The organism is Burkholderia thailandensis E264, assembly GCF_000012365.1.
GTDB classification, from domain to species: Bacteria; Pseudomonadota; Gammaproteobacteria; order Burkholderiales; family Burkholderiaceae; genus Burkholderia; species Burkholderia thailandensis.
The window spans coordinates 790868-817000 of the sequence record NC_007650.1; the positions used below are offsets into that span (position 1 = coordinate 790868).

Below are 26133 nucleotides of genomic sequence, written 5' to 3' on the forward strand. Positions count from 1 at the left end.
ACGCTTTTTTTATTTGCGGTCCGATTTTGTCTCAATCCAAACGCGAACCCAGGCCGCGTCATGCCGCGGCGACCAAGCCGATGACGCTTCGATTCCTTTCTTCGACGATGATCTCCGATGGCCTGCCGTCCGCGCGGCGTGCCGTCGCGGCCGCCGTTCTCGCGCTTGCCGGCGCGAGCGCCGCGTACGCGGCCCCGGATGCGGCGGGCGCCGCGCCCACCGACCAGGCCGCGCCGCTGACGATCACCGTGCGACCGGGCCAGTCGCTCAACGACATTGCCGTGGCCGTCACGCAGTCGCACGATCCCGGTGTGCTGGCCCGCGCGGGCCGCGCGCTCTTCGACGCGAATCCGCAGGCGTTCATGAAGCGCGATCCGAGCCGCCTGAAGATCGGCGCGCAATTGACCGTGCCGCCGCTCGACGCGACGGGCGCGGCGGCTGGCGCGCCTGCGAACGGCGCATCGGCGGCGGTTGCTGCTGCGGCGGCTTCGGGCGCGGCGTCGCACGCGTCCGTGTCGGCAGCGTCGGCGCCTTCGCATCCCGCGGCGGCGTCGGCGGCGTCGCACGCGGCGGCAAGCGGTGCGGTGGGATTCTCGGCCTCCGGCGCGGCTTTGGGCGCGAACGGCGCATCGGCGCCCGGCGCGGCGGTTGCGCATGCTTCTTCCGCGGCCGCGCAGGTGGCGACCGCCGCTTCGTCCGGCGTCGGCAACGCGCACGTGTGGAGCGGCTCCATTCAGCAAGCGCCGGCAGGCGCGAACGGCGCGTCGGCGGCCGGCGCGGAGGCGTTGCTCGCACCCGGGGCCGCGAATCACGTGCAGTCGGGCTCGGCCGCGCAGCCGGCGATGGGCGCCTCGCAGGCGCGACCGTCGAGCCTGCAGCAATTGCTCGCGCTGAAAAATCGTGTGCTGATGGAATTGCAGAAACACGGAATCGGCAAGCCTGCGACGAACCTCGCGCCGACGCCTGCACGACCGGCGCCAGCAGCGGGTAGCGAGCAGAAACCGCAGGCGAGCGCTGCGGCCGGCTCGACGACGGCGGGTGCCGAAGCCGCCGCATCCGAGGCCGTGGCCGGATCGGCGACGAACGCCGCGTCCGCATCCGCCGCGACGCCGCCCGTGAGCGCGTCACCGCGCGCGGTCGCGCCGTGGGTGCCGCTCAACACAGGGGCGGCGGTTGCGGTCGGTGCCGCGGCCGTCGCGCTGATTGCGGGTTTTGCGTTGCGCCGCCGCAAGAAGGGCGCGCCCTCCGACGCGATCGAGCCGGGCGCGTTCACGCCCGCGCCCGCGCTCGATCCGGACGCGGCCGCCGCGATCGCCGGCGCGCCGGGTGAGACGGAAGAAGCGCGGCGCGACGGGGGAGAGCAAGGCGCGGCGGCTGTCGCGCAGCACGCATCGCCGGGCGCGCTGCCCGTCGATGCGAGGCGCACGCCCGTGCAGCGCGGATCGGAGGCGTCACCGCCGGCCGACGGCGAGGCCGCGCCGGCTCGCGACCCGCAAACGCCGGCCGCGACGCCGCTGACGCTGGAGATCCCGCGGCCGGACGAGCAAGGCGGTGCGCCACGCGCGCCCGAATCGACAGGCGATGAGCCGTCCGGCGTTCCGCGAACGGGCGCGAAGCCGGCGCCGTACGCATGGCGGCAGGCGTTTCCGAGCGACGCGATCGCGGCGCTCGACAGCCTCGACATGCCGTTGCCGCCGCGCGAGCCGACGGCGGCCGATGCCGACCGGACGGCGCAATCGCAGCAGGCCGAGCCGACCGCTTCGCACAGCGCACAAGATGCAACTAACCGTCCAGCCGCCGCCCACCCGCCGATGGGCGCGCTCGACGCGGATAATCCGCATGGAGCGGAAACGTGTGGTCAAGCAGGATCGTCGGATTTTGGCGGGGTCAAATCATTTGACGGCGGTGCCCGCGTAACGCCGCAGCAGACGGACAACGAGCAGCGTCACGCGACGGCGCTCGGCGGGATCGGGCACGGCGAAGCGGCGGCGCGAGTGGCCGCATCTCCGGCGACTGATTCGACGCCCGAAGAGCGACACACGCAGGACGCGCCGGTAGTCCGGCTTGAACAACCGTTCGCGGCGGGCGCGGATGCGGACGCGGCGCCTGCTGTGCCGACGCCTCACGCGACAGCCGCTGCCGAAGCCACCGCGCCGCACGCAGCGACGCCGGCTGAAGCGGCTTCGCACGACGAGCCGGCGCGAGCCGCGCCGCAGGGAGGCGTGCCGAGCGTGCCGCCCGCGCACGGCGACCCGCCGGCCGCGGCCTCGCAGCCGGTGGGCGCAGCGTCCGCCGCGCCGGCGCCGGCCTTGCCGAACCACGAGCCGGGCGCGCCGTCCGCAAGCCCGCCGCCGCTCGGCGTCGCGCAATTCGGCGCGCTGAACCTCGATTTCGACCTCGAGTTGCCGTCCGGCCCGAGCGCGTCGCTGCCGGCGTTCACGCCCGAGGCGCTCGCGAAGATCGCGCGCAACAAGCTGGAACTCGCGTCCGAATACGTCGAGCTCGGCGATCTCGCCGGCGCGCGCACGCTGCTGCACGAAGTGATCGAAGCCGATCACGCCGACACGCGTGACGAAGCGCGCGTGATGCTCGCCAAGCTCGCCGACCTGTCGTGATGAGAATCGCACTCGGCATTCAGTACGACGGCGCGGCGTTCTGCGGCTGGCAGTCGCAGCCGCACGGCAAGACCGTCCAGGACGCGCTCGAGCGGGCGCTCGCGGAATTCGCGCAGACGTCGCTGCACACGACGGTCGCGGGCCGCACCGACACCGGCGTGCATGGCCTCGGCCAGGTCGTCCATTTCGATACCGACCTCGATCGCGCGGATTTCTCGTGGGTGCGCGGCACGAACGCGTTCCTGCCTTCGACGGTCGCCGTGCAGTGGGCGAAGCCGATGCCGGACACGTTCCACGCCCGCTTTGCCGCATTCGAGCGCACCTATTACTACGCGCTGTACGTGCATCCGGTGCGCTCGCCGATGCTCGCGGCGCGCGCGGGCTGGGTTCATACGCCGCTCGATGTCGACGCGATGCGCGAGGCCGCCGAGCACCTCGTCGGCGAGCACGATTTCTCGGCGTTCCGCTCGTCCGAGTGTCAGGCGAAGTCGCCCGTCAAGCATCTGTACCAGATCGGCATCCGCCCCGACGGCGATTTCATCCACTTCCGCTTCCGCGCGAACGCGTTCCTGCACCACATGGTGCGCAACCTGATGGGCTGCCTCGTCGCGGTGGGGCGCGGCCGCTATCCGGCGTCGTGGCTCGCGGAAGTGCTCGAAAGCCGGGACCGCGGCTGCGCGGCGCCGACTTTCATGCCCGAAGGGCTCTATCTCGCGCACGTCGGCTATCCGGCCGAATTCGCGGTGCCGCCCGCGCAGCTCGGCAGCGTGCCATGGAGCAGCGTATGGGCCGATCTGGACGGACGACCATGATGACCGATACGACCAATGCAATCGATGCGGCGACGAACGATGCGCTCGCCGCCGGCGCGCGCGGCGCCACGGACGGCGGCGCGCCGCCGTCGCGCACGCGCATCAAGCTCTGCGGGCTGTCGAAGGCGGGCGACGTCGACTGGGCGGCCGAACTCGGCGCCGATGCGATCGGCCTCGTGTTCTACCCGAAGAGTCCGCGCGCGGTGACGGTCGAGCACGCCGCCGCGCTTGCCGCGCGCGTGCCGCCGTTCGTGTCGGTGGTCGGCCTGTTCGTCAATCCGACCGAGGACGAGGTCGCGCGCGTCGCGAACGAAGTGCCGCTCGCGTTGCTGCAGTTCCATGGCGACGAGACGCCCGAACAGTGCGCGTCGCTCGCGGCGGCGGCGCGGCTGCCGTGGCTGCGCGCGCTGCGCGTGGGCGTGGCGACGCAGCCGGCCGATTTGGTAGAATCGGCTCTTCACTATTCGGCAGCCCGCGGCCTGTTGTTCGACACCCTCGTCGAGCACTACGGCGGCAGCGGCAAGGTCTTCGATTGGTCACTTATCCCAGCAGAGCTCGCGCGTCGGGCCGTTTTGAGTGGTGGGTTGAACGCGCAAAACGTCGGTGACGCGATCCGTCAGGTGCGTCCGTTCGCGGTCGATGTCTCGAGCGGCATCGAAGCGCCGGGCGCGAAGGGCGTGAAGGATCGCGCCCGCATGGCGGCGTTCGTGCGCGCAGTGCGCGAAGCGGACGCCGGGTGATGCCAGCCCGCGCGGCGCGCCGGAAATAGAGAATCCGGCGCGCCGCGCGGTCGAACCGAGAGTGACGTCATGTACAACCTTCCCGATGATCGCGGCCATTTCGGCCCATATGGCGGCGTGTTCGTCGCCGAAACGCTGATTCACGCGCTCGACGAGCTGCGCGCCGCGTACGAGAAATTCAAGCACGACCCCGACTTCGTCGCCGAGTACGACCGCGAGCTGAAGCACTTCGTCGGCCGTCCGTCGCCGATTTACCACGCGCAGCGCTGGAGCGAGACGCTCGGCGGCGCGCAGATCTACCTGAAGCGCGAAGACCTGAACCACACCGGCGCGCACAAGATCAACAACGTGATCGGTCAGGCGCTGCTCGCGAAGCGGATGGGCAAGAAGCGCGTGATCGCCGAGACGGGCGCGGGCCAGCACGGCGTCGCGACCGCGACGATCTGCGCGCGCTTCGGGATGGAGTGCGTCGTCTACATGGGCGCCGAGGACGTGCGCCGGCAGGCCGCGAACGTCTACCGGATGAAGCTGCTCGGCGCGACCGTCGTGCCCGTCGAATCGGGCTCGCGCACGCTGAAGGACGCGCTGAACGAGGCGATGCGCGACTGGGTCACGAACATCGAGAACACGTTCTACATCATCGGCACGGTGGCGGGCCCGCACCCGTATCCGATGATGGTGCGCGACTTCCAGCGCGTGATCGGCGACGAATGCAAGGTGCAGATGCCTGAGCTCGCCGGCCGGCAGCCGGACGCGGTGATCGCTTGCGTCGGCGGCGGCTCGAACGCGATGGGCATCTTCTATCCGTACATCGACGACGCATCGGTGCAACTGATCGGCGTAGAGGCGGCGGGCGACGGGCTCGACACCGGCCATCACGCGGCGTCGCTGATCGCCGGCAGCCCGGGCGTGCTGCACGGCAATCGCACGTACCTGCTGCAGGACGAGAACGGCCAGATCATCGAGACGCATTCGGTGTCGGCGGGCCTCGACTATCCGGGCGTGGGCCCCGAGCATGCGTGGTTGAAGGACAGCGGCCGCGCGCAGTACGTCGGCATTACCGACGAAGAGGCGCTGAAGGCGTTTCACGACTGCTGCCGGATCGAGGGGATCATCCCGGCGCTCGAATCGAGCCACGCGATCGCGTACGGCGTGAAGCTCGCGCCGACGCTGCCGAAGGACAAGATCCTGCTCGTCAACCTGTCGGGGCGCGGCGACAAGGACATGCACACGGTCGCCGAGCGATCGGGCATCGCGCTCTGAGCCCCGACCGATGCGTGACCTGATCGAAGAGCCGGCGGGCGGCGCGGCGAGCGAAGCGCAAGCGGTTCCGGCCGCTGGCGCCTCGCGCGTGCTGCCCGCCGGCATCGAATTGCATAACCGCGATTTCCTGCACGAGGCCGCGAGCCTGCCTGACGCGTCGATCGACCTGATCGTCGCCGATCCGCCGTACGGACTCGGCAAGGACTACGGCAACGACTCGGACAAGCGCTCGGGCGACGAGCACCTCGCGTGGACGCGCGAGTGGCTCGAGCTCGCGATTCCGAAGCTCAAGTCCACCGGCTCGATGTACGTGTTCTGCACGTGGCAGTACGCGCCCGAGATATTCAGCTTCCTGAAGACGAGGCTCACGATGATCAACGAGATCATCTGGGACCGGCGCGTGCCGAGCATGGGCGGCACGACGCGCCGCTTCACGTCGGTGCACGACAACATCGGCTTTTTCGCGGTTTCGAAGGGGTATTACTTCGATCTCGATCCGGTCCGCATTCCGTACGACGCCGATACGAAGAAAGCGCGCTCCCGCAAGCTGTTCGAAGGCAGCAAGTGGCTCGAGCTCGGCTATAACCCGAAGGACGTCTGGTCCGTGTCGCGCCTGCACCGCCAACATGCGGAGCGGGTCGACCATCCGACCCAGAAGCCGCTGGAGATCATCGAGCGGATGGTGCTCGCGAGCTGCCCGCCGGGCGGCCGCGTGCTCGATCCGTTCATGGGCAGCGGCACGACCGCGGTGGCCTGCGCGCGGCAGCGGCGCGACTTCGTCGGCTACGAGATCAACGAAAGCTATTGTGCGATCGCGCGCGAGCGCGTCGCGTCGCTTGCGGCCGTTCCGGCGCCGGCCGACGCGTAAGCGGTGCTGTCCGCGCAATAGCGAAACGATTTGGAACCAGTCATGTCCCGTATTCAGAACACTTTTGCCGCACTCGCCGCCCAGGGCCGCAAGGGGCTGATCCCGTTCATCACCGCGGGGGACCCGGACCCGTCGAGGACGGTCGAGCTGATGCACGCGCTTGCCGAAGGCGGCGCCGACGTGATCGAGCTTGGCGTGCCGTTCTCCGATCCGATGGCCGACGGCCCCGTGATCCAGCGCTCGTCGGAGCGCGCGCTCGCGAAAGGCGTGACGCTTCGCCGCGTGCTCGACGACGTGAGGCGCTTTCGCGAGCGCGACCGGCAGACGCCCGTCGTGCTGATGGGCTACGCGAATCCGATCGAGCGGATGGGCGAGGACGCGTTTGCGGCGGCCGCGCGCGACGCGGGCGTCGACGGCGTGCTCGTCGTCGACTATCCGCCCGAGGAGTCGCACGATTTCGCCGCGAAGATGCGCGCGGCGGGCATCGATCCGATCTTCCTGCTCGCGCCGACGTCGACCGACGACCGGATCGCCGCCGTCGGCGAGGTGGCGAGCGGTTACGTCTACTATGTGTCGCTCAAGGGCGTGACGGGCGCCGCAAATCTGGATGTTTCCACCATTGAGGGTAAAATCCCGGCCATCAAGTCGCGCGTGCCGCTTCCCGTCGGGGTGGGTTTCGGCATCCGCGACGCCGCGACGGCGCGCGCGGTGGCCGAGGTGGCGGATGCCGTCGTGATCGGCAGCCGCCTCGTCCAGTTGCTGGAGCAGGCCGCGCCGGAGAACGCCGCCGCCGAGCTCAAGGAGTTCGTCGCCGGGTTGCGCGCCGCGATCGACGGCGCGGCGAAGCCGGCGGCGTGAGCCGCGCGACACGTCAACACAAGCTGACCGCGGGCCGGGTGCAGAACGCCCGGCCCGCCACCGAACAGGAAACCATACGATGAGCTGGCTCGACAAACTGTTGCCGCCGAAGATCAAGCAGACCGATCCGAAAAGCCGCAAGGGGATTCCCGAGGGCCTGTGGATCAAGTGCCCGTCGTGCGAGGCGGTGCTGTACCGCAACGACGTCGACGCGAATCAGCACGTGTGCCCGAAGTGCGATCACCACATGCGCATCGGCGCGCGCGAGCGCCTCGACGCGCTGCTCGATCCGGAGGGCCGCTACGAGATCGGCCAGGAGATCGTCCCGGTCGATACGCTGAAGTTCAAGGACAGCCGCAAGTATCCGGATCGTCTGAAGGAAGCGATGGACGAAACGGGCGAGACCGACGCGATGGTCGTGATGGGCGGCGCGATCCACACGCTGCCCGTCGTCGCCGCGTGCTTCGAGTTCTCGTTCATGGGCGGCTCGATGGGCTCGGTCGTCGGCGAGCGCTTCGCGCGCGGCGCGCAGAATGCGCTCGAGCAGCAGGTGCCGTTCATCTGCTTCGCCGCGTCCGGCGGCGCGCGGATGCAGGAAAGCCTGCTGTCGCTGATGCAGATGGCGAAAACCACCGCGATGCTCACGAAGCTGTCCGACGCGAAGCTGCCGTTCATCTCGGTGCTGACCGATCCGACGATGGGCGGTGTGTCGGCGAGCTTCGCGTTCCTCGGCGACGTCGTGATCGCCGAGCCGAAGGCGCTGATCGGCTTCGCCGGCCCGCGCGTGATCGAGCAGACGGTGCGCGAGAAGCTGCCGGAGGGCTTCCAGCGCGCGGAATTCCTGCTGCAGAAGGGCGCGATCGACATGATCGTCGATCGCCGCAAGATGCGCGACGAAATCGCGCAGCTGATCGCGCTGCTGCAGCGCCAGCCGGCCGACGCGCTGGCTTGACGGCCGCGCGCGTGATCGCACGACCGCGCGCCGCTCGGCTTGCGCCGAGCGGCGCGTTTGTTTTTTCGGCGCGTTCGCTTTGACTCGCCGCCTTGATTCGAAGTTGGATTCGATGAGCACCTTTTCCTCTCTCGACGCGTGGCTTTCGCACCTCGAAAGCGCGCATCCCGTCGGCATCGACATGGGCCTTACCCGCATCGGCCAGGTCAAGGACGCGCTGAAGCTCGAATTCGCGTGCCCGGTGATCACGGTCGGCGGCACGAACGGCAAGGGCTCGACCTGCGCGTTCATCGAGACGATCCTCGTGCGCGCGGGCTACAAGGTCGGTTGCCACACGTCGCCGCATCTGCTGCGCTTCAACGAACGCGCGCGCATCGACGGCCGGATCGTCGACGACGACGAACTGCTGCCGCATTTCGAGGCGGTCGAGGCGGCGCGCACGCGCCTGGCGGAGCCGGTGTCGCTCACGTACTTCGAGTTCACGACGCTCGCGATCATGCATCTGTTCGCGTCGCGCGGGCTCGACGCGGTGATCCTCGAAGTGGGGCTCGGCGGCCGGCTTGACGCGGTCAACGTGATCGACGCCGATTGCGCGATCGTGACGAGCATCGACGTCGACCACATCGAATATCTCGGCGACACGCGCGAGAAGATCGCATTCGAGAAGGCGGGCATCTTCCGTCCGGGCAAGCCCGCGATCTGCGGCGACCCGGCGCCGCCGCAGACGCTTGTCGACCATGCGGCCGCGATCGGCGCGGATCTGTGGCTCGTCGGGCGCGACTTCCGCTTCTCGACGCAGCCGGGCAGCGAGCGCCAGCAATGGACGTACGCCGGCCGCGACAAGCGCTACCCGGCGCTCGCGTATCCGGCGCTGCGGGGCGCGAACCAGTTGCTCAATGCGTCGGCGGCGCTCGCCGCGCTCGAGGCGCTGCGCGAGCGGCTGCCCGTATCCGCGCAGGACATCCGGCTCGGGCTCGCGAACGTCGAACTGCCAGGGCGCTTCCAGGTGCTGCCCGGCAAGCCGCTCGTGCTGCTCGACGTCGCGCACAATCCGCACGCGGCCGCGGTGCTCGCGCAGAATCTCGATTCGATGGGCTACTACCCGTACACGCATGCGGTGTTCGGCGCGATGGCCGACAAGGATCTCGCGGGAATCGTCGCGCGGCTGAAGGGCGCGATCGATCACTGGCATCTGACCGATCTGCCGCTGCCGCGCGCGGCTTCGGCCGACGTGCTCGAGCGCGTGCTGCGCGGCGCGGGCGTCGAGAACGGCGCGCAACACAGCGTCACGCGCCACGCCAGTCCGGCCGATGCGTTCCTCGATGCACTAAAAAGCGCATCCGACAATGATAGAATCGTGGTTTTCGGTAGCTTCTACACGGTAGCGGGCGTGATGCCCGTCGTGGACCGCCGCCATGACCACTGACTGACGAGTAGCTTCGGGTTCAGCCATACATGGGTATTTTCTCGTTCGGCAAGAAGGAGGACGACGCGCCGCCCAGGCGCGGGTCGCGGTCCGGCACCCGGGCCGTGCGCACCGAACGCGTGGAACGCCGTTCGCGCCGCACCGAGCGGCCCGACACCGACGCACTGCTGCTCGATCCGACCCTTCCTGAAAAACAACGCGCGCGCCGGCGTCTCGTCGGCGCGATCGCACTCGTCGTCGCCGCGGTGATCGTGCTGCCGATGGTGCTCGATTCGCATCCGAAACCCGTCACCGACGACGTCCAGATCGACATTCCGAACCGTCCGTCGCACCAGGCGGCCGCCGCGAACGACGAAGACGCGTCGGACGTCCAGGCGGGCGTCGCGCATGACGAGCCTCCCGCGTCCGAGGCGGCCGCGACGGCGAACGTCGCGCCCGCCGCGCCGGCGCCGGCACCCGCCGTGACCGCGAAGACGGACGCGAAGAACCTGCAGGACGCCAAGAAGGCCCAGACCGCCGCCGCGCAGAAGCCGGCCGCTCAGCCGTCGCAGGATGCGGCGCCGGCGCGCCGGCCGGCCGCGAACGCGGCGGCCGACGGCGACGCGTCGTCGCCCGCGTCGCCGCCTGGCGCGCGCTTCGCGCTGCAGCTCGGTTCGTTTCGCGACGACGCGACCGCCCGCAACTGGGCGACGAAGCTGAAGGCGGCGGGCGTGCCCGCGTACGTCGAGCACCGCAAGCAGGCTGACGGCAGTACGGCTACACTGTTGCGCGCAGGGCCGTTCGCCGATCGCGCGGCCGCTTCCGCCGCGATCGCGAAGGTGCGCGAAGCGGGCCTCACGCAGTAACGGGCGATGCTGACCGCTTTCGATTACGCCGTGCTGCTGGTGATCGGTTTGTCGGCGCTGCGCGGCGCGTGGCGAGGATTCGTCGGCGAGATCTTCGGCCTGATCGGCTGGATCGCCGCATTCTTGATCGCGTGCCGTTTCGTCGGCGTCGTGCTGCCCTATATTCCGGCGAGGTGGCCGGGCGGCGCGTTGACCCAGTGGGTTGTCGCGTTCGCGTTGATCGTCATCGGCGTCGTGCTCGTCGCGAGCGTCGCGAACGCGCTGCTGTCGCGGATCGCGCAGGCCACGGGCCTGGGCGGCGTCGACCGGTCGCTCGGCATGATGTTCGGCCTCGTGCGCGGCGTGCTGCTCGTGTTGCTGCTCGTCGCGGCGGCGGGGCTTACCGAGCTGCCGAAACAGGATTTCTGGCGCGACGCGTTGCTGCGTCCGTTCGCCGAACAGGGCGTGCGCGAGCTCAAGCCGCTCTTGCCCGACGGGCTCGCCGCGTACATTCACGTCTGACTCGCGCGAGCGCACCGACCGAACCGTTTTTTGTATCGTTGAAGGACATGCCATGTGCGGCATCGTAGGCGTTATCTCCCAGTCCCCGGTCAACCAGCTCGTCTATGACAGCCTGCTGCTGCTGCAGCATCGCGGTCAGGACGCGGCGGGCATCGCGACGGCGGACGGCAGCAATTTCCATATGTACAAGGCGAACGGCATGGTGCGCGACGTGTTCCGCACGCGCAACATGCGCAGCCTGCCCGGCACGGCCGGGATCGGTCAGGTCCGTTACCCGACGGCGGGCTCCGCGTCGAGCGAAGCCGAAGCGCAACCGTTCTATGTGAACGCGCCGTTCGGCATCATCCTCGCGCACAACGGCAACCTGACGAACTGGCAGCAGTTGAAGGACGAGATGTTCCGCATCGACCGCCGCCACATCAACACGAACTCCGACAGCGAAGTGCTGCTGAACGTGCTCGCGCACGAGCTGCAGCTTTCCACGACGGGCCTCGAGCTCGATCCGGATTCGCTGTTCAAGGCGGTCGCGGGCGTGCACCGCCGCGCGCACGGCTCGTATGCGATCGTGTCGCTGATCGCCGGCTACGGCCTGCTCGCGTTCCGCGATCCGTTCGGCATCCGCCCGCTTTGCATCGGCAAGCTCGAAACCGAGCAGGGCACCGAGTGGATGGTCGCGTCGGAGTCGGTCGCGGTCGAGGGCATCGGCTTCGAGTTCGTCCGCGACGTGCAGCCGGGCGAGGCGGTCTTCATCGACGTGAACGGCAGGTTCCACAGCCGCCAGTGCGCGGACAAGCCGAGCCTGAATCCGTGCATGTTCGAGTACGTGTACCTCGCGCGTCCGGACTCGTGCCTCGACGGCGTGCCCGTCTACAACGTGCGCCTGCGCATGGGCGACTACCTTGCCGAGAAGATCCGGCGCGAGCTGCCGGACGTGCCGATCGACGTCGTGATGCCGATTCCCGATTCGTCGCGGCCGGCCGCGATGCAGGTGGCGGCGAAGCTCGGCGTCGAGTATCGCGAGGGCTTCTTCAAGAACCGCTACGTCGGCCGCACGTTCATCATGCCGGGCCAGGCGGTGCGCAAGAAGTCGGTGCGCCAGAAGCTCAACGCGATGAGCATCGAGTTCAAGGACAAGCACGTGCTGATCGTCGACGATTCGATCGTGCGCGGCACCACGTCGCACGAGATCGTGCAGATGGCGCGCGATGCGGGCGCGAAGTCGGTGATCTTCGCGTCGGCGGCGCCGCCCGTGAAATTTCCGAACGTCTACGGGATCGACATGCCGACGCGCGGCGAACTCGTCGCGCACGGCCGCACCGACGAGGAAGTCGCGAAGATCATCGGCGCCGATTATCTGATCTACCAGGACGTCGACGATCTGCGCCGCGCGGTGCGCGACATCAACCCGTCGCTCGAGCGCTTCGAGGCATCGTGCTTCGACGGCGACTACATCACCGGCGACGTCACGCCCGAGTATCTGGACGCGATCGAGCGCGCGCGCCTCGCGCCCGCGTCGCAGGCGGATCGCGATCCGAACGGCGAAGGCGCCGAGCGCTCGCAGATGAACCTGCAGCTGTCGGTCGAGTGAGCGCCGCGCGCGCGACCGAAAAGGCGTGATACGATGGGGCCTTGCGTCGATTTGATTTCAGCTTGCGGACGCGGGGCAACCCGAAACAGCTAAAGCGAAGGCCGGCGAGCAGCGCCATGCCGGCCCGAGTCGATAGCTGCTCCGCACACCAAGCCCGCTGATGCCGACGCATGAGCGGGCTTTTTGTTGGTCTGCGCATTCGCCGCGCGGCGCACGGCGGCGATGCGCTTGAAAACGGATGAACGGAACATGGACGACTCTCTCAACTTCGACACGCTCGCCGTCCGCTCGGGCACGCTGCGCAGCGAATTCAACGAGCATTCGGAAGCGCTCTTCCTGACGTCGAGCTTCTGCTATGCGAGCGCGGCCGAGGCGGCCGAGCGCTTCAAGCATTCGGAAGACTATTACACGTACTCGCGCTTCACGAACCCGACCGTCACGATGTTCCAGGATCGCCTCGCGGCGCTCGAGGGCGGCGAGGCGTGCATCGCGACCGCATCCGGGATGGCGGCGATCACGTCGGTCGTGATGGCCGCGTTGCAGGCGGGCGATCACCTCGTCAGCTCGCGCAGCCTGTTCGGCTCGACGCTCGGGCTGTTCGGGCAGATCTTCGCGAAGTTCGGGATCGAGACGACGTTCGTCGATCCGGCCGATCTCGATGCATGGCGCGCCGCCGTGCGCCCCGAGACGAAGATGTTCTTCCTCGAGACGCCGTCGAACCCGATGACGGAGCTCGCCGACATCGAGGCGATCGGCAAGATCGCGAAGGCGGCGAATGCGCTGTTCGTCGTCGACAACTGTTTCTGCAGCCCGGTGCTGCAGCAGCCGCTCAAGCTCGGCGCGGACGTCGTGATGCACTCGGCGACCAAGTTCCTCGACGGCCAGGGCCGCGTGCTCGGCGGCGCGCTCGTCGGCTCGAAGGCGTTCATCATGGAGAAGGTGTTTCCGTTCGTGCGCACCGCGGGGCCGACGCTGTCCGCATTCAATGCATGGGTGCTGCTCAAGGGCATGGAGACGCTGTCGCTGCGTGTGAACCGGCAATCGGAGAACGCGCTCGAGATCGCCCGCTGGCTCGAGGCGCATCCGGCCGTGAAGCGCGTGTTCTATCCCGGGCTCGAATCGCATCCGCAATACGCGCTCGCGCGGCGTCAGCAAAAGTCGGGCGGCTCGGTCGTATCGTTCGAGCTGAAGGGCGACACGCCCGAGCAGCAGCGCGCGAACGCGTGGCGCGTGATCGACGGCACGAAGATCGTGTCGATCACTGCGAACCTCGGCGACACGCGCACGACGATCACGCATCCGGCGACGACGACGCATAGCCGGATCACGCCGGAAGCGCGCGAGGCGGCGGGAATCACCGAAGGGCTGATCCGGCTCGCGGTCGGGCTCGAGGCTCCGGCGGACATCCGCGACGATCTCGCGCGCGGGCTCGCGGGCTGACGCCGGGCGGGCCGTGACAAACGCACGGCCGGCGCGTTCACGCGCTTGCTGCTAAGCTGCCCGCTCGAATGCATCGAACCAGGAGCGTCCCCATGTTTCAGGCAGGCATCGGCATCAATTTCGAAGCGGCGTTGCGCGACGTGACCGAGTACTGGTCGCCGCGCGTCGTCGGGCGCGTGAACGACCAGTACGTGAAGGTCGCGAAGCTGAAGGGCGAGTTCACGTGGCACAAGCACGCCGGCGAGGACGAGATGTTCTACGTCGTCTACGGCAGCCTGCGCATTCAATTCGAGGGGCGCGCCGACGTCGTGCTGAACGCGGGCGACTTCTGCATCGTGCCGAAGAACACGATGCACAACCCGGTCGCCGAAGCGGAGTGCGGGATCGCGCTGATCGAGACCGTCACGACGCTGCACACGGGCGACACGCCGTCGCCGCTCGCGAAGCGCATCGACGCTCAGCTCGCCGGCTGACCCGCGCGTGCGGCGAGCGCCGCGCGCATGTCGTCGTGCATCCAGCGCAGCGTCTCGTCGAGCGGCGTGCGGCGCGTTTCGCCGATCGCGCCGCGCAGCTTCCGGCACGAGCCGACCAGCTTCTTCACCTCGTTCGCACGCACGAAGCGCGGATCGACGCTGACGTCGATCACGTAGCCCGCGATCCGCGCGAGCATCGCCAGCACTTCCTTCAACGCATAGCCGCGTTCCGCGCACACGTTGAACGTCTCGCCCGCGGGCGCGGCGTCGACGAGCCGCGCGTAGGCGTCGACGACGTCGCGCACGTCGGAGAAATCGCGGCTCACGTCGAGATTGCCGAGCGAGATCCGCGGCTCGCCGCGCGCGTAATGCGCGACGAGCTTCGGCAGCAAATACGCGTCGCTCTGGCCGACGCCCGTGTAGTTGAACGGCCGCGCGATCGTGATCGGCAAGCGGTCGAGCCAGAGCTTCGCCATGTATTCCATCGCGAGCTTGCTGACCGCGTAGTCGTTCGCGGGCAGCGGCGGCGCGGATTCGTCGAGCACTTCGATCGGCGCGTTGCCGTACACGTTCGCGCTGCTCGCGAGCAGCACCGCGTGCGGACGCGCGTCGAGGCCCGCGAGCGACGCGAGCAGGTTGCGCGTGCCGACCACGTTCACGAGGTACGTGTCCCGCGGATTGCCGTGCGCGACGTGCGCGCGCGCGGCCAGATGCACGACCGCGTGCGGCCGCGCGTCGGCGACCGCCGCGTGCAGCGAGTCGACGTCGAGCAGGTCCGCCTTCACGCAGCGCCAGCGCCGCAGCGGCGGGCCGCCGAGCAGGTCGGCGTCGGGCGCGACCGTGCCCCACACTTCGTAGCCGTCCGCCTCGAGGCGCGCGGCGAGGTGGCGGCCGGTGAAGCCCGCGATGCCGGTGATGAGCGCGCGCCGCGCGCCGGGCTCAGAAGGTTTCATGGTGGCGGTTGCGCGTGATGTCGGCTTCGACCATCATCCGGCACAGTGTTTCGAGCGTCGTCCTCGGAGCCCAGCCGAGCTTGTCCCTCGCCTTGTCCGCGCAGCCGATCAGCAGATCCACTTCGGCCGGGCGGTAGAACTTCGGATTCACCGACACGAGCACGTTGCCCGTCGCCGTGTCGATGCCGCGTTCGTCCTCGGCCTTGCCGCTCCATTCGAGCTGGTAGCCGGCCGCCGCGAACGCCATCCGCACGAAATCGCGGACCGTCTCGGTGCGGTTCGTCGCGAGCACGTAGGTGTCGGGCTCGTCCACTTGCAGCATGCGCCACATTCCCTCGACGTACTCGAGCGCGAAGCCCCAGTCGCGCTTCGCGCCCATGTTGCCGAGCTCGAGCCGGCTCGCCTTGCCGAGCTTGATCTTCGCGACGGTATCGGTGATCTTGCGCGTGACGAACTCGCGGCCGCGCAGCGGCGATTCGTGATTGAACAGGATTCCGCTCGAGCCGAAGATGCCGTACGACTCGCGATAGTTGACCGTCGTCCAGTGCGCGAACAGCTTCGCGACGCCGTACGGGCTGCGCGGATAGAACGGCGTGCTCTCGGTTTGCGGAATCGCCTGCACCTTGCCGAACATCTCCGAGGTCGACGCCTGGTAATAGCGGATCTTCGGGTTCACGACGCGGATCGCCTCGAGCAGGTTCAGCGCGCCGATGCCCGTGACTTCGGCCGTCGTCGCCGGCTGGTCGAACGACACGCCGACGAAGCTTTGCGCGGCGAGGTTGTAAACCTCGTTCGGCTGCGCGCGTTCGATGAGGCGCAGGCTCGAGCCGAGATCGGTCAGGTCATGCTCGACGAGCGTCAAGTTCGGGTGCTTGTCGACGCCCAGTTCGGCGATGCGCCAGAAGTTCACCGAGCTCGTGCGGCGGTACGTGCCGACGACCTCGTAGCCCTTGTCGAGCAGAAGCTTCGTCAGATAAGCGCCGTCCTGGCCCGTTATCCCGGTGATGATCGCCTTGCGTGCTTGGGTCATTGCGGTTTCCTAATCGAACGATGGAGTGAATCGGGTCATGCGGACGCGCGCGCGGCGCCCGCGATCGCACGCCGCGGCGCGCCGCGCGTCAGGCGCCGCTCGAAGCCGTACCAGCTCGCGCTCGCGTACGCGAGCGTGACGCCGAACGCGAGCGCGGCCGTCAGGTAGCGGTTCAGATGCAGCGGCCAGAGCGCGTACAGCACGCTCAGGTGGATCAGATAGATCGTGTAGCTGACGGTGCCGACATAGACGAGCGCGGGATGGGTCAGCACGCGCTGCACGAGGCCGCGCCCGCGCAGCGCGATCACGACGATCGACGTGCACAGCACGAGCGACACGCTGTAGAGCGTCGCGTTGGACAGCGGCGTGTTCGCCGCGCGAAAGCGCGGGAACGACAGGTGCAGCCACGCGAGCACCGCGAGCGCCGCGCAGGCGGCCGCGATCGCCGCACCGTAGTACGGCTCGAGCGCGCGCCGGTCGCGGCGCAGCACGACGGCGAGAAGCGCGCCGGCGGCGAGCAGATCCATCCGGAACGGCGTCAGGTAGTAGATCGGCCAGAACGAGTCGAACCAGGGCGTCGCGATCGCGCGCAGGAGCGGCGCCGCGACGATCAGCGCGGCCGCGACCCACGCGAGCGCGCGCTCCGGGAAGAGCAGCACGACGAACGGCCAGAAGATGTAGAACTGCTCTTCGACGGCGAGCGACCACAGCACGTTCAGGCTGTCATGCCCGATGCCGCCGAGCGAGAGCCCGATGTTCGTCGAGAAGAACGCGTACCACGGCCAGTGCCTTGCCCATTCGACGCCGAACAGGATCGACGACACGACGAGCAGCAGCAGGTACGGCGGCAGGATGCGGCGTGCGCGGCGTGCGTAGAAGTAGCCGAAGTACGACTCGCCGCGCGCCTTGCGCTCGAGCAGGATGCCGGTGATGAGCAGGCCGCTCAGCACGAAGAAGAGATCGACGCCGATCCACAGCGGGGCCTTCAGCGCATGCTGGAGGAACACCGCGAGCACGGCGAACGCACGCAGGCCGTCGAGCTGGACGATGCGGCCGGCGTGGGCGGGCGGGGCAACGAGCGTATCGCGAGTCATCGGGCATGGATGCGGACGACGACGATCCGGCGCCGGACGCGCATCGCGCTGGCCGCACTTTTGCTCCGAATCGTCGTGCATCCGCTGAAATAAATGAAAGATCGAGTTGAAATCGATTCTAGGGAAAAGAAATCGGCAAAAAAACGCGCGGCGATTCGTTCGACTTTTTCCGCATGCGGCGCGGCGGCGGCATTCCCGAGGCGCGGCGCGCGAGCCGCGCGGCATTCGACCCCGACCCCGATCGCGTCGGCCGCCCGTGCTGCTGCGCGGTATTTTCTACGCGCCGGCGCGCGCCGCCGCCGGTCGTTCCTGCCGGCGCACGGCCGCGCGAAAGGATTCGAACGGATCATTCGATTCGCGATTGCGCGTCGAAATATCCGCAAATATTTCCAAATTTCTTGTGAATATTTTTGCTTGTAACCTGCTTCGCATCGTTTGAAACCTATTTTGCGATGCGTGCATGCGTCGCAAACGCACGAGCGTTTCGCATGTCGGGCTTGCCTTGTGGCCGGGCGCGCCGGCGGCTCGTCACGGTCGATGGGAGAGGCGGTTTGCGACGTTTGATGCGAATGGGAGTGGCGGTGTTTGCGGCGGCGGCGACGCTCGCGGGCGCCGCGCGAGCCGAGAACGTGCTGCCCGCGACGACGTCGTGGATCGGCAATACCTTCGGCTATGGCGACGGCATGTGGACGCAGATCGACATTCGCGCGATCGCGGTCGCGCCCGACGGCAAGGTGTATACGAACGCGCCGTGGGACGAGAGCGGCGCGGAGGCGAGCGTCTATCAGGACGGCAAGATGCTCGGCTTCGCGGGCGGCACGCACGGCTGGGGCAACGCGGGCGGCAGCGCGATCGCGGTGAACAGCCGCTATGCGTACGTCGCGATCGCGGTCGGCAACGAGAAGGGCCGGCTCGTCGCGCCGGGCATCTGGCCGGACAAGGGCCGCCAGTGGTACGGCATCTCGCGCCGCGAGATCGGCGACGTGAAGCAGGCCGCGCCGTTTCGCAGCGCGAAGGCGGGCGACGCGCGCGCGAAGCTCGCGGCGAGCTTCCTGACGGTCAATGACGTGCCGACCGACACGCGCGCGGAAGTCGCGGGGCTCGCCGCGAGCGACAGCGTGCTGTACGCGACCGATCCGCTGCACGACGCCGTCGACGTGTACGACGCGCAGACGATGCAGAAGAAGGGCGCGTGGAGCGCGCACGAGCCGGGCCGGATCGCGCTCGCGGCCGACGGCACGCTGTGGCTGTTGACCGGCACGCTGAACGGCCCCGCGAAGCTCGCGCATGTGCGGCCCGACGGCCGCAAGATCGACGACGCGCCCGAGCTGCCGCCGGGGGCCGATGCCGTCGATGTGGCGACCGACGCGAAGGGGCGCGTGCTGGTTGCCGACAACGGAGCGCGCCAGCAGGTCCTGATCTTCTCGAAATCGGCCGAAGGCGGCTACGCGATGAGCGGCGCGCTCGGCGAGCGCGGCGGCATCTTCTCGGGCGTCGCGGGCCGGCCGGGACCGCTGCGCTTCAACGGGCTCACGGGCGTCGGCGTCGATCGCGCGGGCAACGTGTACGTCGCGACCAACGGCATCGGCCCGCGCCACGGCACGATCGGCGCGGGGCTCGGCAGCACGCTCGAGAGCTATGCGCCCGACGGCCGGCTGCGCTGGCAGGTGCAGGGCCTGCTGTTCGTCGACGGCGCGTGGATCGATCCGGGCCGGCCGAACAGCGTCTACACCGGCAACAAGCGCTTCGAGCTCGATCTGTCGAAGCCGGCCGGCAAGGAATGGAAATATGCGGGATTCCTGTCGAACCGCTTCAAGTATCCGGACGATCCGGTGTTCAACACCGATCAATGGCCGGGGATGCCGTTCGCGCGCAAGGTCGCGGGCCGCACGTTCCTCTACCTGACCGACATGTACGCCGATCATCTGAAGATCTATCGCTTCGATCCGAAGCGCGACGGCGAGACCGCGATTCCGTCGGGGCTGCTCGCGGGGCGCGCGCGGCCCGTCGACAAGGTGCCGAACCGGCCGCCGGGCGGCGACTGGATCTGGCGCGACGCGAACGGCAACGGCCGCATCGACGAGAGCGAATTCGAGCTGAACACGACCGGCAAGGGCATGGCGGGCGGCTGGGGCTGGTGGGTCGACACGAACGGCGACATCTGGCGCACGAGCGACACGCGCGGCATCCGGCGCTTTCGCTTCGGCGGGCTCGACAAGGCGGGCAACCCGATCTACTCGTACGACACGCTGACGACGTACCCGACGCCCGCGCCGTTCACCGAGCTGCGCCGCGCGCTGTACGACGCGTCCACGGACACGCTGTACGTGACGGGCTACACGGCGGACGCGCCGCGCGTGGGCGGCCTGTCGAAGGAAGTGGGGCGCGTGCTCGTGCGCTTCGACAAGTGGTCGAGCGGCTCGCCGGTTGTGCGCTATCAGGTTTCGCTGCCGTGGCAGCTCGACGCGAAGCCGATCTTCACGCTGATCGGGCTGACGCTCGAGGGGCGCTATCTGTTCGGCGTCGAGCCGGTCGGCACGGTGCACGTGTACGACAGGGAAAACGGCCGCGAGCTCGGCGTGATCAAGCCGGGGCCGGAGGTGGGGCGTGCGTCGGGTTGGGTGGACGTGCCGTTCGGGATCAGCGCGTACCGGCGCGAGAACGGCGAGTACCTGATCTTCGTCGAGGAGGACGCGCGCGGCAAGGTGATGATGTATCGGTGGAGGCCACGATGACGGGTGCGGGAATGACGGCGGCGGCCGCGAACGCAGCGGGGCGGCGCGATCATGGATAAAGGCATGCTGAAGAACGTCGCGATCAATTTCTTCGGATTGATCCTGCCGACCTTCGTGTCGCTCGTGACGGTGCCCGCGTACATCAAGGCGCTCGGCGTCGAGCGCTACGGCGTCGTGAGCCTCGTGTGGACGCTGATCGGCTATTTCGGGATTCTCGATCTCGGGATGAGCATGGCCGCTCAGAACCACATCTCGAAGGCGCTCGCGAGCGGCGACGCGAAGGAGAGCGCGCGCGTGTTCTGGAGCGCGTTCTGGCTGAACCTGGCCACGGGCGTCGCGGGCGGGCTGCTGATCTACTTCGGCGCATTCATGTACACCGCGTACTTTACGAAGGTGTCGGCCGCGCTGCAGCACGAGGTGTATCTCGCGCTGCCGTGGCTCGCGCTCGCGATTCCGCTCGCGAACGTGTCGTGGGTGTTCGCGGGCGCGATCAACGGCGCCGAGCGTTTCGGCGTGTTCAACACGAACCAGACGATCGGCACGTTCCTGTTCCAGCTGATGCCGCTTTTCGCCGCGTGGCTCGTCGCGCCGACGCTGCAGGTCGTGCTCGCGGCGGCCGTCGGCGCGCGCTTGATCGCCGCGGTGATGCTCGGCGCGGCCAGCATGAAGGTGCTCGGCATCCGCAGGATCGAGCCGCCGCAACTCGGCACCGCGAAGGGGCTCTTCAATTTCGGCGGCTGGATGCTGATCGCGAGCACGACGAGCATGATCGCCGACACGCTCGACCGCGTGATGCTCGGCGCCGGGCTCGGCGCGAAGTACGTCACGTACTACACGGTGCCGCAGAACCTCGTCACGCGCCTGAACATGCTGCCGAACGCGCTCGTGCGCACGCTGTTTCCGCGGCTGTCGGCCGTCGGCCGCGATCACGCGGACACGCTCGTGAAGCAGTCGCTCGAATTCCTGAACGGCGTGTTCACGCCGGTCGCGATCGCCGCGATCTTCGCGCTCGGGCCGTTTCTCGCGCTGTGGGTCGGCAAGGATCTCGCCGAGCTGTCCGCGCCCGTCGGGCGCGTGCTCGTGATCAGCGTGTGGCTCGTCGGCCAGGCGAGCGTCACGCGCATTCTCATTCAGTCGCAGGTGAATCCGGCGCGCGCGGCGGCCGCGGGCCTCGTGCAGATGCCGTTCTTCGTCGGCGCGCTGTGGTTCGGCATCCATCATTTCGGGCTGATCGGCGCGGCGGTGGTCGTCGCGGCGCGCGCGCTCGTCGATTACGGCGTGCTGCTGTATCTGTCCGCAATCCGGATGCGCGCCATCGCGCTCGACATGTGCGCGCACCTCGCGTTCCTGCTCGCGAGCCTGTACGTCGCGCATGCGCTGCCGGGTCTTGGCGCGGCGATCGCCGCGTGCGCGGTCGCGGTCGCGTTGAACGTCGGCTGGTCGATCACGATGACGCCCGGCATGCGCGCGCTCGCGCGCAGCGCGCTCGTGCGTCTGAACCCGAGGAAGAGCGTATGAACCGCGAACTTGCAGAACATCCGTTGCAGCGCGCCGCGTCGCTTCAGGATGTCGAGCGCGCCGCGCGCGACGCGCGCATCGCCGATGCGCCGCCGCCCGCGCACCGCGCGCGCGATGCGGCGCGGCCGCTGCGCGTCGCGATCGTCCATGACTGGCTCGTCACCTACGCGGGCGCCGAGCGCGTGCTCGAGCAGATCGTCGCGTGTTTTCCGGACGCGGACCTGTTCGGCCTCGTCGATTTCCTCGATGACCGCACGTTCCTGCGCGGCAAGCCGGTCACGACGTCGTTCATCCAGAAGCTGCCGTACGCGCGCACGAAGTACCGCAGCTATCTGCCGCTGATGCCGCTCGCGATCGAGCAGCTCGACGTGTCCGCGTACGATCTCGTGATCTCGAGCAGCCATGCGGTCGCGAAGGGCATCCTCACCGGGCCGGACCAGGTGCACGTGAGCTACGTGCATTCGCCGATCCGCTACGCGTGGGATCTCCAGCATCAGTACCTCGAACAATCGCAGTTGACGCGCGGCGTCAAATCGGCGCTCGCGCGGCTGATCCTGCATTACATCCGCAACTGGGACGTGCGCACGTCGAATTCGGTCGACCGCTTCGTCGCGAACTCGGCGTTCATCGCGCGGCGCATCCACAAGGTCTATCAGCGCGACGCGGCGGTCGTGTTTCCGCCCGTCGACGTCGACGCGTTCACGCTGTCGACGCACAAGGAAGACTTCTATCTGACCGCGTCGCGGATGGTGCCGTACAAGAAGATCGACCTGATCGTCGACGCGTTCGCGCAGATGCCGGAGCGCCGGCTCGTCGTGATCGGCGACGGGCCGGACATGCGCAAGATCCGCGCGAAGGCCGCGCCGAACGTCGAGATCATGGGCTATCAGCCGTTCCCGGTGCTGCAGGACCGGATGCGCCGCGCGAAGGCGTTCGTGTTCGCGGCCGAGGAGGACTTCGGAATCTCGGTTGTCGAGGCGCAGGCGTGCGGCACGCCCGTCATCGCGTTCGGCAAGGGCGGCGCGCTCGAGACGGTGCGCGACGCGACGTCGCACGAGCGGCCGACCGGCGTGTTCTTCGACGAGCAGAGCGCGCGCGCGATCGTCGCCGCAGTCGACGATTTCGAGCGCGCGCCGGCGCGCTTCAAGCCGGAGGATTGCCGCGCGAACGCCGAGCGGTTCTCCACCGCGCATTTCCGGCGGCGCTTCGTCGCGCAGATCGACGCGCTGCTGCCGAACGCGCAGGCGCGCGCGAGGCTTGCGGGCGCGGCGGCGCGGCCGGGCGGGCGCGCGTCGCTCGCGGCGAGCGGCCTGAAGGTGCTCGTGCTCGACCAAAGCGGCGTGCTGGGCGGCGCCGAGCTGTCGCTGCTCGAGATCATGAAGCATCTGCACGAGTCGGCCGACGTCGTGCTGTTCGACGACGGGCCGTTTCGCGCGGCGCTCGACGAGGCCGGCGTGCGCGTGGACGTCGTCGGCCAGCGCGCGCTCGCGGGCGTGCACAAGCAGGGCGGCGTGTCGCTGCGCGCGGCGGGCAGCCTGCTCGCGCTCGTGCGCGAGGTCGCGCGGCGCGCGCGCGAGGCGGACGTGATCTATGCGAACACGCAGCGCGCGATGGTGGTCGGCGCGCTCGCCGGGCGGCTCGCGCGCAAGCCGGTGGTCTGGCATTTGCGCGATATCGTGAGCGATGCGCACTTCGGCCCGAAGCAGCGGCTCGCGATCAAGCAGTGCGCGCGGCTCGGCGTGACGCGCGTGATCGCCAACTCGGATGCGTCCGCGCAAGCGTTTCTCGAATTGACGGGCTTCGACCGGCGTGCGGTGCAGGTCGTCTTCAACGGCATCTCGGCCGAGCCGTTCGTCGCGCTGGAGCCGGTCCGCCAGGCCGCGCTGCGCGTGCGCTTCGGGCTGCCCGCCGGTGCGTGGATCGTCGGCTCGTTCAGCCGGCTCGCGCGCTGGAAGGGGCAGCACGTGCTGCTCGAGGCGGCGCGGCTCTATCCGGACATGCACGTCGCGCTTGTCGGCGCGCCGCTCTTCGGCGAGGACGAGTACGCGGCCGAGCTGCGCGGCTTCGTCGCGCTGCACGGGCTTGGCGAGCGCGTGCATTTCCTCGGGTTTCAGCGCGACGTCGCCGCCTGCATGAAGGCGGTCGACGTCGTCGCGCACACGTCGATCACGCCGGAGCCGTTCGGCCGCGTGATCGTCGAGGGGATGCTCGCGAAGCGGCCCGTCGTCGCCGCACGGGCGGGCGGCGTCGTCGAGATCATCGACGACGATGTGAACGGCCTGCTCCGCGAGCCCGGCGACGCGCACGCGCTCGCCGACGCGCTCGCCGCGCTGCGTACCGATGCGGTGCTTTGCGAGCGGCTGGTCGCGAACGGCTACGACACCGCCGTGACTCGGTTCGGCACGCAGACCTATGTCGAGCAGGTCGAGCGCATTCTCGTCGAGACTGCGCGGCGGCGGTGAAACCGGTTTTGTCGCGAACGGGCATGCGGCGACCGGCTGGGGCGTAGCGCGCGGGGCCGGGCTCTTGCGTGACTCGCTTGTCGCGCCGCGCCGAAATTGCGCGTCGCCGAGCACGGCCGCTCACGTTCCGCTGCCGCGCGACGGGCGTGATCGGCGGCGAGGTGGATGCGGCATGACCTTGAAGGGCGATCGTCGCGCCTAAATGGGCCGGCCGCGCCGGCGCCTGCCGGCGTGTGCGCGCCGGCCGCGTCGCCGGCGCCTGCCGGCCGACCACGCCGCGCCGTCGCGCCGTTGCGCGCATCGGCGGCGTGCGCGGGAATTGCTTCGCGGCCCGTGACATCGGCGTCCGGATGCCCGGATTGTTGCGCGTTCGTTCGCGTTGGGGGACGCGGTGTCCGACGCACGCATGCCGCCGCTCAATTCCGGTTATTTCGTCGACGTGCGGACAAGGCGCGATGTGCGCCGATATCCGAATCCGCTTGACGGATCGGCGGTGGATCGGCGGTGGGTTGGCAGTGCGCTGGCGGCGCCGACGGCGACGCATGAAAATCGCCCGTCGTGACGATGTCGTGTGAACGCGGGGGCCGACGGACGATAGTCCCGGGGGCGCGACCCGGGCACACACGGGGCGAATGCGCGCAGCCGAAGCGCAGTCAGCCAGCGCGCCGAAAAGCGCGCCGAAAAGCGCGCCGAGAGCCGCGCGCATCGCCCGTCACACGGGCATTTGCCGCTGCGCGGCCGCCGCGACGGTCCGTTTCGGCTTGAGGCTCGCCGACCAGCGCATCGCCGGCAACTCGAACATCCGGTGGAACAGGTAGGCGACGGGGACGACGGCCGCGACGAACGCGAACGACGGCCAGATCGACAACTGTAACTCCGAGCGGTACAGCACCGACGCCAGGCACACGAAGAACGGCAGGTGGATCAGGTACAGCGAATAGCTGAAGTCGCCGAACCACGAGAGCACCCGCATCGGCATGGACGCGGACACGGGCCGCGCGAGCGCCGCGTGCAGATAGCACGCGAAGCCGGCCGCCCACAACTGGAACGCGCCGTACTGTCCGAAATGGAACGCGACGCAGCCGAGCGCCACGCCGATCGCCGCGCCCGCGTACCAGCACCGCGACGGCGCAGGCGCGGCGCGCGCGTCGCGGCGCGCGCGAATGTCGGCGATCCACGCGCCGACCGTCCACGACAGCCAGTATGACGTGAAGAATTGCAGGTCGTGCCGTTCGAGCAGCCAGGCCGACGCAACGTTGACGAGCGCGATCGCGACGACGGCGGGCAGCATCCCGAAACGGCGTCGCGCCGCGAAGAGCAGCGGGTAGATCGCGTAGAACTGCACTTCGAGCGACAGCGTCCAGAGCGCGCCGTTCGAGCCGTACGTGTGGCCCGCGACGCCCTGCAGCGACAGCAGGTTGACGACGAACGACGTGAGTCCGATGTCCCGGATCTTGTGGCTGACGGGCTCGATCTGCAGGCTGATCGAATCGAACACGAGCGTCGCGACGAGCGCGGCGAGCAGCACCGGATAGATGCGCGCGAAGCGGCGCGCCCAGAAGTTCGGCGCGTCGAGCCGGTACGACGGATCGCCGGCGAGCTTGAGCGCCGCGTTGCGATGGATGCAATAGCCGCTGATCACGAAGAAGATCGGCACGCCGGCCGAGCCCCACGCGAACGGAAACGTCAGGTAGCCGACGATCACGCTCGGATCGAGCGAATGGCCATACGTCCGATGGAAGTGCTGCAGGCCGACCCATACGACCTGCCGGCAATGGAAGTACGCGACAAGCAGCGCGGCGAAGCCGCGCAGCGCGTCGATCAGGTGTTCCTTGTGGTCGGTGGCGCGCGGCGGCGCTCCCGACGGGATGCTCGAAGCATTCATGCGATCCGGTTCCTTGCGATGGGAAAGGCACAAAAGGCGCCATTCGATCGTAATCCGCAAGAAATCCGGATGGGA

At 68.8% G+C, this 26133-nt stretch carries 21 protein-coding genes; 16 read left to right on the forward strand and 5 right to left on the reverse strand.

What is annotated here, in order from left to right; all coding sequences use genetic code 11:
- Nucleotides 1-80 precede the first annotated feature (80 nt).
- The 13 genes from BTH_RS03525 (at nt 81) to BTH_RS03585 (ending at nt 14381) form a co-directional block, all read left to right on the forward strand.
- A complete protein-coding gene (locus tag BTH_RS03525) occupies nt 81-2615 on the forward strand; it encodes a FimV/HubP family polar landmark protein (RefSeq protein WP_011400982.1) in 2535 nt (844 codons plus the stop codon).
- Complete coding sequence (gene truA / locus BTH_RS03530; RefSeq protein ID WP_009895847.1) at nt 2615-3427, forward strand: tRNA pseudouridine(38-40) synthase TruA; 813 nt, start codon at nt 2615-2617, stop codon at nt 3425-3427. Before BTH_RS03525 ends, truA begins: the two co-directional genes overlap by 1 nt.
- Nucleotides 3427-4167: a phosphoribosylanthranilate isomerase gene (locus BTH_RS03535; RefSeq protein ID WP_009895848.1), complete on the forward strand. Its 741-nt coding sequence runs from the start codon at nt 3427-3429 to the stop codon at nt 4165-4167. Before truA ends, BTH_RS03535 begins: the two co-directional genes overlap by 1 nt.
- A gap of 69 nt (nt 4168-4236) precedes the next feature.
- The gene (trpB, locus tag BTH_RS03540; protein ID WP_009895850.1) at nt 4237-5430 is read left to right on the forward strand and encodes a tryptophan synthase subunit beta; all 1194 of its coding nucleotides are present in this window, start codon (nt 4237-4239) and stop codon (nt 5428-5430) included.
- Nucleotides 5431-5440: 10 nt separating this feature from the next.
- Nucleotides 5441-6298: a DNA-methyltransferase gene (locus BTH_RS03545; RefSeq protein ID WP_009895852.1), complete on the forward strand. Its 858-nt coding sequence runs from the start codon at nt 5441-5443 to the stop codon at nt 6296-6298.
- 42 nt (nt 6299-6340) lie between these two features.
- Nucleotides 6341-7156, forward strand: a complete 816-nt coding sequence (gene trpA, locus BTH_RS03550) for a tryptophan synthase subunit alpha (RefSeq protein WP_009895853.1) — start codon at nt 6341-6343, stop codon at nt 7154-7156.
- 79 nt (nt 7157-7235) lie between these two features.
- Nucleotides 7236-8108: an acetyl-CoA carboxylase, carboxyltransferase subunit beta gene (gene accD / locus BTH_RS03555; RefSeq protein WP_009899364.1), complete on the forward strand. Its 873-nt coding sequence runs from the start codon at nt 7236-7238 to the stop codon at nt 8106-8108.
- Between the two features lie 112 nt (nt 8109-8220).
- Nucleotides 8221-9534 carry a bifunctional tetrahydrofolate synthase/dihydrofolate synthase gene (gene folC, locus BTH_RS03560; protein WP_011400984.1) on the forward strand — a complete coding sequence of 438 codons (1314 nt, stop codon included), beginning with the start codon at nt 8221-8223 and terminating at the stop codon, nt 9532-9534.
- 119 nt (nt 9535-9653) lie between these two features.
- A complete protein-coding gene (locus BTH_RS03565; protein WP_223297095.1) occupies nt 9654-10379 on the forward strand; it encodes an SPOR domain-containing protein in 726 nt (241 codons plus the stop codon).
- Nucleotides 10380-10385: 6 nt separating this feature from the next.
- A complete protein-coding gene (locus BTH_RS03570; protein WP_009895859.1) occupies nt 10386-10880 on the forward strand; it encodes a CvpA family protein in 495 nt (164 codons plus the stop codon).
- A 52-nt stretch (nt 10881-10932) separates the two neighbouring features.
- Nucleotides 10933-12468: an amidophosphoribosyltransferase gene (gene purF, locus BTH_RS03575; RefSeq protein ID WP_009895861.1), complete on the forward strand. Its 1536-nt coding sequence runs from the start codon at nt 10933-10935 to the stop codon at nt 12466-12468.
- Nucleotides 12469-12717: 249 nt separating this feature from the next.
- The gene (locus BTH_RS03580) at nt 12718-13908 is read left to right on the forward strand and encodes an O-succinylhomoserine sulfhydrylase (protein WP_009895863.1); all 1191 of its coding nucleotides are present in this window, start codon (nt 12718-12720) and stop codon (nt 13906-13908) included.
- Nucleotides 13909-14000: 92 nt separating this feature from the next.
- Nucleotides 14001-14381 (forward strand): cupin domain-containing protein, encoded by a 381-nt coding sequence (locus tag BTH_RS03585; RefSeq protein WP_009895865.1) that lies wholly within the window; start codon nt 14001-14003, stop codon nt 14379-14381.
- Here the strand turns inward: BTH_RS03585 and BTH_RS03590 are convergent.
- From BTH_RS03590 to BTH_RS34260, 4 genes are read right to left on the reverse strand one after another with little or no spacing between them, the layout of a single operon-like run.
- Nucleotides 14366-15334, reverse strand: coding sequence for an NAD-dependent epimerase/dehydratase family protein (locus BTH_RS03590; protein ID WP_009895866.1), 969 nt, complete (start codon nt 15332-15334; stop codon nt 14366-14368). The genes BTH_RS03585 and BTH_RS03590 overlap by 16 nt on opposite strands.
- On the reverse strand, nt 15321-16364 hold the full coding sequence (gene gmd, locus BTH_RS03595) for a GDP-mannose 4,6-dehydratase (protein ID WP_009895868.1): 1044 nt from the start codon (nt 16362-16364) through the stop codon (nt 15321-15323). The genes BTH_RS03590 and gmd overlap by 14 nt, the downstream gene beginning before the upstream one ends.
- A gap of 35 nt (nt 16365-16399) precedes the next feature.
- Nucleotides 16400-17458 carry an acyltransferase family protein gene (locus BTH_RS03600; RefSeq protein WP_009895869.1) on the reverse strand — a complete coding sequence of 353 codons (1059 nt, stop codon included), beginning with the start codon at nt 17456-17458 and terminating at the stop codon, nt 16400-16402.
- Nucleotides 17455-17808, reverse strand: a complete 354-nt coding sequence (locus BTH_RS34260; RefSeq protein ID WP_165981697.1) for a hypothetical protein — start codon at nt 17806-17808, stop codon at nt 17455-17457. The genes BTH_RS03600 and BTH_RS34260 overlap by 4 nt, the downstream gene beginning before the upstream one ends.
- A 219-nt stretch (nt 17809-18027) precedes the next feature.
- Between BTH_RS34260 and BTH_RS03610 the strand changes: the two genes are divergently transcribed.
- The 3 genes from BTH_RS03610 to BTH_RS03620 are packed head-to-tail and all read left to right on the forward strand — an operon-like array spanning nt 18028 to nt 24173.
- Nucleotides 18028-20193 (forward strand): hypothetical protein, encoded by a 2166-nt coding sequence (locus BTH_RS03610; RefSeq protein WP_038708150.1) that lies wholly within the window; start codon nt 18028-18030, stop codon nt 20191-20193.
- 51 nt (nt 20194-20244) lie between these two features.
- A complete protein-coding gene (locus BTH_RS03615) occupies nt 20245-21711 on the forward strand; it encodes an oligosaccharide flippase family protein (RefSeq protein WP_009910723.1) in 1467 nt (488 codons plus the stop codon).
- Nucleotides 21708-24173: a glycosyltransferase gene (locus BTH_RS03620; protein WP_009895880.1), complete on the forward strand. Its 2466-nt coding sequence runs from the start codon at nt 21708-21710 to the stop codon at nt 24171-24173. The genes BTH_RS03615 and BTH_RS03620 overlap by 4 nt, the downstream gene beginning before the upstream one ends.
- A 712-nt stretch (nt 24174-24885) precedes the next feature.
- Here the strand turns inward: BTH_RS03620 and BTH_RS03625 are convergent.
- Nucleotides 24886-26058: an acyltransferase family protein gene (locus tag BTH_RS03625; protein WP_009895882.1), complete on the reverse strand. Its 1173-nt coding sequence runs from the start codon at nt 26056-26058 to the stop codon at nt 24886-24888.
- Nucleotides 26059-26133 lie beyond the last annotated feature (75 nt).

Bases quoted from the DNA above. Each gene is read 5' to 3' on its own strand.
- BTH_RS03525 (WP_011400982.1), top strand. From the start codon at position 81: ATGACGCTTCGATTCCTTTCTTCGACGATGATCTCCGATGGCCTGCCG.
- truA (WP_009895847.1), top strand. From the start codon at position 2,615: ATGAGAATCGCACTCGGCATTCAGTACGACGGCGCGGCGTTCTGCGGC.
- BTH_RS03535 (WP_009895848.1), top strand. From the start codon at position 3,427: ATGACCGATACGACCAATGCAATCGATGCGGCGACGAACGATGCGCTC.
- trpB (WP_009895850.1), top strand. From the start codon at position 4,237: ATGTACAACCTTCCCGATGATCGCGGCCATTTCGGCCCATATGGCGGC.
- BTH_RS03545 (WP_009895852.1), top strand. From the start codon at position 5,441: ATGCGTGACCTGATCGAAGAGCCGGCGGGCGGCGCGGCGAGCGAAGCG.
- trpA (WP_009895853.1), top strand. From the start codon at position 6,341: ATGTCCCGTATTCAGAACACTTTTGCCGCACTCGCCGCCCAGGGCCGC.
- accD (WP_009899364.1), top strand. From the start codon at position 7,236: ATGAGCTGGCTCGACAAACTGTTGCCGCCGAAGATCAAGCAGACCGAT.
- folC (WP_011400984.1), top strand. From the start codon at position 8,221: ATGAGCACCTTTTCCTCTCTCGACGCGTGGCTTTCGCACCTCGAAAGC.
- BTH_RS03570 (WP_009895859.1), top strand. From the start codon at position 10,386: ATGCTGACCGCTTTCGATTACGCCGTGCTGCTGGTGATCGGTTTGTCG.
- purF (WP_009895861.1), top strand. From the start codon at position 10,933: ATGTGCGGCATCGTAGGCGTTATCTCCCAGTCCCCGGTCAACCAGCTC.
- BTH_RS03580 (WP_009895863.1), top strand. From the start codon at position 12,718: ATGGACGACTCTCTCAACTTCGACACGCTCGCCGTCCGCTCGGGCACG.
- BTH_RS03585 (WP_009895865.1), top strand. From the start codon at position 14,001: ATGTTTCAGGCAGGCATCGGCATCAATTTCGAAGCGGCGTTGCGCGAC.
- BTH_RS03590 (WP_009895866.1), bottom strand. From the start codon at position 15,334: ATGAAACCTTCTGAGCCCGGCGCGCGGCGCGCGCTCATCACCGGCATC.
- gmd (WP_009895868.1), bottom strand. From the start codon at position 16,364: ATGACCCAAGCACGCAAGGCGATCATCACCGGGATAACGGGCCAGGAC.
- BTH_RS03600 (WP_009895869.1), bottom strand. From the start codon at position 17,458: ATGACTCGCGATACGCTCGTTGCCCCGCCCGCCCACGCCGGCCGCATC.
- BTH_RS34260 (WP_165981697.1), bottom strand. From the start codon at position 17,808: ATGATCCGTTCGAATCCTTTCGCGCGGCCGTGCGCCGGCAGGAACGAC.
- BTH_RS03610 (WP_038708150.1), top strand. From the start codon at position 18,028: ATGGGAGTGGCGGTGTTTGCGGCGGCGGCGACGCTCGCGGGCGCCGCG.
- BTH_RS03615 (WP_009910723.1), top strand. From the start codon at position 20,245: ATGGATAAAGGCATGCTGAAGAACGTCGCGATCAATTTCTTCGGATTG.
- BTH_RS03620 (WP_009895880.1), top strand. From the start codon at position 21,708: ATGAACCGCGAACTTGCAGAACATCCGTTGCAGCGCGCCGCGTCGCTT.
- BTH_RS03625 (WP_009895882.1), bottom strand. From the start codon at position 26,058: ATGAATGCTTCGAGCATCCCGTCGGGAGCGCCGCCGCGCGCCACCGAC.